Source organism: Dolichospermum sp. UHCC 0352 (assembly GCF_009711925.1).
Classification (GTDB): domain Bacteria; phylum Cyanobacteriota; class Cyanobacteriia; order Cyanobacteriales; family Nostocaceae; genus Dolichospermum; species Dolichospermum lemmermannii.
Genome location: NZ_VIKY01000167.1, coordinates 1 through 8,210, shown reverse-complemented (window position 1 = coordinate 8,210; position 8,210 = coordinate 1). Strand labels below are relative to the sequence as shown.

Genomic DNA, 8,210 nt, shown 5'->3' with positions numbered 1-8,210 from the left:
GGGTTAGGTTTCGGAGATTGTTGGTTTCATCTAATACTTTTCAAACAACCTCTTATTGTGTGGGCATTTCATTGAAAATATAGAGATAATTGTTCAGAACCCTTGTCCCGCAAGGGTTTTGTTATAATCAATTCTCAATCATCATCAAAGAGGCTGTTACAAAAATGGTAACAACAGTTGAATTTTGTCATTTATCCTGGATAATCTTCTAAATACAATGTCATAGCTACCTTAGTCTATACCAAGTTCACCAATGAACAGAAAACCATATCTGATAGCAGTTACAGGGCTTGCTGTTTTATCCGTACAGGCTCTAGCATCACCAAATGGCTTGGCATTTCCCCAACCAAATCATCATTCCAACCCTGTCATAGCCCAAAACTCGGAAGAACAAACACGCATTCGAGTGAATCAAAAAGCCAGTCCAGCCGTAGTTTATATCAACACAGGTAAATCAAGCGGCAGTGGCTTTATTGTTAGTTCTGACGGGTTAATTATTACTAATGCTCACGTTTTGCAAGATGCACCCGCAACCGTTACTGTAGTTTTAGAAGACGGGAAACGACTTCCTGCTAACGTGATTGGCTTTGCTAAAAATGGAGTAGATTTAGCAGCCATTAAAATTCGTAATCAGAAGAATTTACCCACATTATCTTTAGCAAAATCAGCCCAAGTGGGACAGTCTGTATATGCTATTGGTAGTCCCTTCAGCTATGACAATCAAAATAATTTTACTGCCGGTGTTTTGAGCAATCTTGACGAGCAAGATGGTATAATTAAACATGATGCTAGAATTAATCCCGGTAATTCTGGTGGTCCACTTCTCAATTCCCAAGCCCAAGTTATTGGCGTAAATACTGCTATTCAACTTGATAGAAATGGCAGCAATAGTGGTATTAGTATTGCCATCCTGGTAAATAAAATACAACCTTTCTTAACGGCAATTCGTCAGGGAAATATTTCCCGTTTACGGCGCTAATAGTCTGTTGAGAATTTAGATTGGTATAGGCTTCTAGCTAGTTTGTCTATCTGAACAGGCAGGATGCCCACCCCACAGAAATTAAATGTCCCTTTCCCAAATTAGGAGATTTAAGAAATGATGAAATTAACATTATTAACCACACTGTTCTTAACCACCACATTAGCATCTACTCCTGTTTTTGCTCAAGAAGACGCTAATAATCAAATTCGCTTTATCTGTTCTACAAGTCGTTACTCCGAAAATGGAAAGTCTGTTCCTACCACTTTTCTTTGGACACCAAATTTCCAAAAAGCAATGGTGACTTGGACATCTGTTTTAGGAGGAGTTAAACCACAACAACGTTGTCAAAAAGTTTCTGATAACTTCCAAACAGCTTTTAATAACGGCAGTCTTAATTACGTTACCAATGGTGTTCAAAATGGGAGCAAAGTAATTTGTTCTGTGAGTTCAATTGATGGTGGTTGTGATACTGTATTATTTACATTGCGACATCAGGACAAGTCTAGGGATGTTCTCAAACAGTTAAACAAACTCTGGTTTGGCAGTGCTACGACAGTACCTATTGCACAAAGTTCTGGAGAAGATAAATTTTACATTGATATTCGCCAATTCCTCAATACACCACCAGCGAATAAAATGCAATAAAGAAGATTCTCAAAAATTGTAGGTTGGGTAGAACGAAGTGAAACCCAACTAATTTAAGGAAGTTATCAAGAAGTGTTGGGTTTCGTTCCTCAACCCAACCTACTTATATTCATCTCCTAATTTACTCAAACAAAAAAAGATCATGAAACACCTATTTTTTACCCTCATTTGCACAACTGCTTTATTAACTATTCCTCAGCAATTGTTATTGATTTCTCCTCAACCAGTTACCGCACAAGAACCTACAAAAAAACTATTAACCTCAGCACAATTACAAGCTTTAGCCAAATCAATCACGGTGAAAATATTAACTAAAAATGGCAGTGCTTCAGGAACTTTAATTGCTAAAAATGGTAATAATTACACTATTTTAACTAATGATCATGTGATGAATCCAGGTGAATCCTATCGCATTCAAACACCTGATGGAAAAATCTATCCTGCTAATGTGATTAAAGAAAAACCACCATCTTTAAAAAATCAAGATGTGGCTTTATTCCAGTTTCAATCAACAGCAGAATATACTATAGCTACTTTAGGAATTTCCGCACCTATAGCAGTAGAACAAAAAATTGTCGCGGCTGGATTTGTGAGTGATAGTGCTAAATTGGTTTTCACAGAAGGACAAATTTCTCTATTACCAGATAAAAGTTTTCAAAGAGGTTATCGCATAGGTTACAGCAATAAAGTTCAACCAGGAATGAGTGGCGGACCCATATTAAATTATCAAGGTGAAGTTATTGGTATTAATGCCGTTCATGCCTATCCTATTTCTGATAAAATATATACCTATATTGATAATAGTAAACCCAGTGCAGCGGAACGTCAGCAAATGCGTCAATATAGTTGGGGTTTACCGATTTATAGTGTCGCTAAAGTAGTCAATGAAGTTATTGCTAAATCGCCTAAAAAGATTGATGATTCTGCTTTGATAGCGAAAAAAGGTTTAATCCAAAATATTGACCAAATTGCCCAAGAAATTACGGTGTTAATTCCTAATGCTAACCCCACAGATATCGGTTCTGGGGTAATTATTGCCCAGAAAGGTAATATTTATTATGTGTTGACTGCGGATCATGTTATCTGGAATCGTGATGAAAAAAAATTAAAAGATAAGTTAGAAATAGTCGCACCAGATAATCAAAGATATGCTCTAAATGTCAGCAATGCGAAAAGAATGCCTGGAGTTGATTTAGCCGTTGTTCAATTTACCAGTAATCAAAAATATCAAGTTGCAACTTTAGCAAATTATAGTTTAAATACTAAAGATAAAAAAGTGTTTGTTTCTGGTTTTCCTGGTAATAAACAACAAAATAAAAACAAACCTCACCGGATTTTAACAGCGGGAGTTTTGAGTGAACAAGAATTAATCAAGTTGACTACTTATCTAAGTTTTAATAATCAAGGTTCTCTGATACCTGTGCGAATACAAACTGTTTTAAGTGATGGTTATGATCTACTTTATAGTAATATTACTAAGGGAGGAATGAGTGGCGGTGCGGTTTTAGATACCCAAGGAAGATTAATTGGTATTCATGGCAGAGTGGAAGGTGAAACATCACTCGATTTTGATGGTGAAATCAATTTAGGTAGTAGTTCTGGTATTCCCATTAGGACATTTTTAAATTTGGTTCAACAGGTAGGAATAGATTCAGATTTAAAAGTCGAAACTACTGCACCAGCTACACTAAAAAAATCGGAAGAGGATGTAATTAGTGAATATTTATTACCATTGGATCAAGTTCCTAAAAATAGCGATGATGAAATATCATGGCTAAATTATGCCAATCAACTATGGCGTTCTCAAAAATATGCAGAAGCAATCAAAGCTGTTGATAAAGCGATTGCGAAAAAACCGGATTTTTATCAAGCTTGGTATTTCAAGGGGATGATATTTCGTAGTGAGAAAAAATACCCAGAATCAATTGCTGCTTTTGATAAAGCTTTGGAAATTAATCCCAACTTTGCTCAAGCTTGGAAACAGCGGGGTAGAGTGCTGTTTAGATTAGATAAATATTCCGAAGCCTTGACATCTTTTGACAAAGCCATTGCTCTAAGTCCTAATCAATTTGCTCTTTACTACCTGCGAGGTTTAACGCTTCGTTACTTAAAGCGGTTTCCTGAAGCAATTGAGGCTTATAATCAAGCTATTAAAATTGATCCTCTGTTTAAATCGGCTTATTCTGGGCGTGGTTTGTCCTATGGAGAGTTAAAAAAATATCGACAAGGCATAGCTGATTTTACTCAGTTCATTCAACTTGACCCTAAAGACGCTAGCTATTACAATCTAAGGGGTTCGTATTACGGACAATTAGAAGAATACAAACAAGCCATAGCTGATTATAATCAAGCCATTCAACTTGACCATAATGATGCTTTATACTACAATAGCAGGGGTATTGCTTACGGACAATTAGAAGAATACAAACAAGCCATAGCTGATTATACTCAAGCCATTCAACTTGACCCTAAAGATGCAATCTACTACTCCTTGCGGGGTAGTATTTACTCAAACTTAAAAGACTATAAACAAGCTATATCTGATTTAACAGAAACTATTCGTCGTGACCCTAAAAATGCACCATACACTATGCAAGGTCTCAGATACTCTGAATTTAAAGATAATAAAGGCTTGCTTAGTGGTTACACTGGCTTAATGAGTAAAGCTTACGCAACTAGGGGTGTTACTTACTATGAATTAAAAGAATACAAACTGGCAATTGATGATTACACTCAAGCCATTAAAATTGATTCTCAAAATGCCGAGTATTATGCTTTTCGTGGTGGTATTTACTCTTTCCTGAAAGAATACAAACAGGCGATTGATGATTTAACTCAAGCCATTAAAATTGACCCTAAAAAGGCAACATACTATGATCTTAGGGGTAAGACTTACCTTCAATTAAAAGACTACAAACAAGCGATTGATGATTACACTCAAGCCATTCAACTTGATTCTAAAAAGGCAACATACTATGGCAGTAGGGGTTTTGCTTACTTTCAATTAAAAGACTACAAACAAGCGATTGATGATTGGAATCAAGTCATTAAAATTGACCCTGAAAATGGAATATACTATGGTAGTAGGGGTGATGCTTACTTTCAATTGAAAGACTATAAACAAGCGATTAATGATTACACTCAAGCCATTAAATTAAAACCTGATTTGACTCTTGCTTATTCAGCAATGGGTAATGCTTATTTACAATTAAAAGACTACAAACAAGCAATTAATGATTACACCCAAGCAATTAAACTTGACCCGAAAAATGCTGATTACTACTACAGTAGAGGTTTCGCAAACTACAAATTCAAAGACTACAAACAAGCAATAAGTGATTGGACTCAAACTATTAAATTCAAACCTGAATTTCCTGATTCCTACACCAATTTAGGCATAGTTCACTACGAAATGGGAGAAGTAGAAACAGCAATTAATTATTGGCGAAATGCGATAAAAATCAATAGCAATTTTGCAGAAGCACATCTAGCTTTAGGTGTAGCTTTGTATGCTAAAGGCGATAAAGAAGCGGGTTTGAAATCGGGAGAAACGGCATTAAAATTAGATAAACGTTTTGGGAAGATAGAGTTTCTAAAAGAGAATAATTGGGGTGACAAGTTGATAAAAGATAGTCAGGAGCTTTTGAATAATCCTCGGATAAAAGTTTTGATTTAGAACCCACCTTCCGCACCCTTAGAGGATGTTTGAAAAGTGGTATTCCGTAATTTTCATCACATTGCTACCCCCCTTAGTCCCCCCTATGCTTTGGGGGGAAACAATAAAAATCCAGTTCCCTCCCCTTTACAAGGGGAGGGTTAGGGTGGGGTAAAAAATATTTGATACATCAACCATAACTTTTCAAACACCCTCTTAGTATCACAATCGGTAATTTTGGATTTTTCAATACTTAAAAGGATGATTTTTATACAAAAATGTGAAAATTTCAAATAGCTATAGCGAAGTGCTGCTGCAAGCATTTCGCTAGTCCCAAATTTCCCAACGACCAATTTTCCTTGTGTGACGGTTTAGGCTGCGAAAGGTGGGTTATCATCAAAAAAAGCTACTTGTGCTTAGGTTGAAAATTCGGTAGTTCTACAGATGCTAAAGATTTGCGTCCCTTGGGTGGTCGTTGGGGATAAATCAATGGTGAAGGCGATTTATGGTCAGATGTATTTTCATCCAATAACTTTGGCAAAACATCATTAGTGGGTAAATTTGATTCCGTTGTCGGGGAAATATCCAACCAATAATCTTCCATTTCCACAGTATTGATCTGATGGCTAAGAGCGGTGGAAATGATTGGAAATTCCTCTATTAGTGATAGTGAAAAATCTTCCTTTCCAGAATTTTCAGTAGTACCATAAGGATCAATTTCTATCGGCAAATCCTGTTTAATTATTATTTCTGGTTGTGCATAATTTTCCGAAGTAGATACTAAAGTTTCTAAAACAGATATATCACCTTGATGAATATTTACTTTTGCCTGGGTCCCCTCCTCCGTTGCTTCAGATGATGGTGTAATAAAAAACCGATGAATTATCCCTTCTAATTGCTGGTCTAGGGATAATACTCCAGAATCATCTTCAGTTGTTGATGGAGTTGTTGATTCATCAACTTGTGTAGGCTGAGAGATTACTGGTTCTGGATCATGGGGATAATTTTCCGAAGTTGTCACTGTAGACTTAACCCAGGAATTATTTACAGACTCATTCACAGAATCTGTCTCCCCTGTCCAAGGTCGAATAGGTTGAGCATTGGGAAACAAAGACCGGGCTTTTCTGGAGAATCGCGTTTGTTTGTGAATCACATCATGGGGATGATGGATATGATCTTCTAAATTTTCATGGCTAGGAATGGGAGTATCTAGACATTTTTCCAAAGCCGATTTAAATTGCATAGTCTGTCGTTGTTGACGCATTAGCCGAGACCGCAATTCACGACAAGTATTTTCCGAGTGTAATAACTGTTGAGACTCTTGACTGTAGTTAGCTTGCAAAAGAGAACATTCTCTTTCCAAATGCGCTAACCGCTGTTGGCTAACTTGCAAATTAGCTTGATAATTTTCAATACAAATTTCTTGTTGTTGAACTGTTTGGACAGCAGTTTCTAACTGCTGATACAGGGAATGAATTTGTTCTTGACCAGCGGAAAGTTCTTGATTTTGTTGGTTAAACATAGATTCCGTCACAGTAGACCGGGTTTTGTGCCATTGCAAAATCTTTTCGGCTTCAGCTAATTCGGTTTTTAACTGCTCTACCTGAGCATAGAGATGATTATTAGCTGTAGTTAATTCTGTATTTAACTTCAGTAATTGCTGAAATTCTAAGTTGATCTGTGCTTGTTGATCAATATTAGGTTCTGCAATCCAGTCTTGTTGGTTACTGTCTTCCAATTTTTCCATAACTACGGTTTCACATTGACAATCTGTAGTTGGCCGATAGCGTGGCGTTAGCTTTATAATAGGTAAATTTGTCACGGTCATATTATTATTATCCACAAATACGTAGCCGTTATCAGTTATTTACACAATTGACACTCCCCGGTCTAAAGACACGGGGATTCTACATTCACCGTCAAAACTTGGCTTTTCCAGGTTTACACCAAGCAGAGTAGTGGCTTCAACTCCTGTAGCGTTAATTTGGGGATGCCCTCCCCTATTTTTTGCAAGATTAAGAATGTTAATTGCGGCGTTTGTATCTCTATGAAGATATGATCCACAACTACAATTATGGGTACGAGTTGATAGAGATTTTTTGACAATTACGCCACAGCTAGAACACTTTTGAGAAGTGTAATGAGGTGCTACGGCTATAGCAATCTTGTCAAATTTAACCGCAAAATATTCAATCCATTGTCGGAACAAATACCAACTAGCATCACTAATTGATTTTGCTAAACAATGATTTTTTACTATGTTTGAAACACGTAAATCTTCATAGGCCACTAAGTCGTTAGACTTGCATACGTTACGCGCTATTTTCTTAGCGTGTTCAATCCGTTGCCGTACGGGCGAAGCATTCGCGCTGTTGAGTTGTCGGTTGGTCGCATAATTTTTATAAGCGAATGCTTCGCCCCTACCTTTTAAGTGTTTTTTAGCGTAAAGTTTTCTAGCTTTTTTCCTACCGCTAGAACCTTTGACTTTTTTGTAAATCCGTTTTTGAGAATGTTTGATAGATTTTTCAGCTTTCCTCAAAAACTGAAGGTTAGGCTCATGATGTCCATTAGAATCGGTGTAAAACGACTCAATACCAACATCCAACCCGATTTCATTACCTGTTTTCGGTTGAATATCTACAACATCAATGCCGATACAAAACTGAGCATAATATCCATCTGCACGACGGATTAAACGTACTCGTTTAATATCTTTAAGTTCGTAGGATTGAATATCCCATTTACCTAATAATTTGAGTTCACCAATCCCTTTTTTATCAGTAAAAGTAATCCGTCGCTTAGTTTTGTGTAATTTCCATCCTGATGTTTTATATTCAACAGAACGGCAATCTTTTTGAAAACGTGGATATCCTTTCTTTCCAGACTTTTTACATTTACAATTGTCGTAAAACCTTGATATAGCAGACC

Annotated in this window: 5 protein-coding genes; 3 read left to right on the top strand and 2 right to left on the bottom strand. The window is 36.6% G+C overall.

All coding sequences use genetic code 11. The features are described 5' to 3' along the window. Positions 1 to 253: 253 nt before the first annotated feature. The 3 genes from FJR06_RS11570 (at position 254) to FJR06_RS11560 (ending at position 5,303) form a co-directional block, all read left to right on the top strand. Entirely contained in the window at positions 254 to 979 is a 726-nt protein-coding gene (locus FJR06_RS11570) for a S1C family serine protease (protein WP_168651471.1), read from the top strand. A 117-nt stretch (positions 980 to 1,096) separates the two neighbouring features. Then, entirely contained in the window at positions 1,097 to 1,627 is a 531-nt protein-coding gene (locus FJR06_RS11565) for a COP23 domain-containing protein (protein WP_168651470.1), read from the top strand. Between the two features lie 142 nt (positions 1,628 to 1,769). After that, positions 1,770 to 5,303 carry a serine protease gene (locus FJR06_RS11560; RefSeq protein WP_168651469.1) on the top strand — a complete coding sequence of 1,178 codons (3,534 nt, stop codon included), beginning with the start codon at positions 1,770 to 1,772 and terminating at the stop codon, positions 5,301 to 5,303. Positions 5,304 to 5,688: 385 nt separating this feature from the next. On the opposite strand, the gene FJR06_RS11555 is transcribed toward FJR06_RS11560, so the two are convergent. Together FJR06_RS11555 and FJR06_RS11550 are read right to left on the bottom strand one after the other, a co-directional pair. Beyond that, positions 5,689 to 7,110, bottom strand: a complete 1,422-nt coding sequence (locus tag FJR06_RS11555; protein ID WP_168651468.1) for a hypothetical protein — start codon at positions 7,108 to 7,110, stop codon at positions 5,689 to 5,691. 39 nt (positions 7,111 to 7,149) lie between these two features. Further along, on the bottom strand, positions 7,150 to 8,210 hold a 1,061-nt coding region (locus tag FJR06_RS11550), incomplete at its 5' end, for an RNA-guided endonuclease TnpB family protein (protein ID WP_168651467.1).

Coding starts and splice junctions, on each gene's coding strand:
- FJR06_RS11560 (WP_168651469.1), top strand. CDS start 1,770: ATGAAACACCTATTTTTTACCCTCATTTGCACAACTGCTTTATTAACT.
- FJR06_RS11570 (WP_168651471.1), top strand. CDS start 254: ATGAACAGAAAACCATATCTGATAGCAGTTACAGGGCTTGCTGTTTTA.
- FJR06_RS11565 (WP_168651470.1), top strand. CDS start 1,097: ATGATGAAATTAACATTATTAACCACACTGTTCTTAACCACCACATTA.
- FJR06_RS11555 (WP_168651468.1), bottom strand. CDS start 7,110: ATGACCGTGACAAATTTACCTATTATAAAGCTAACGCCACGCTATCGG.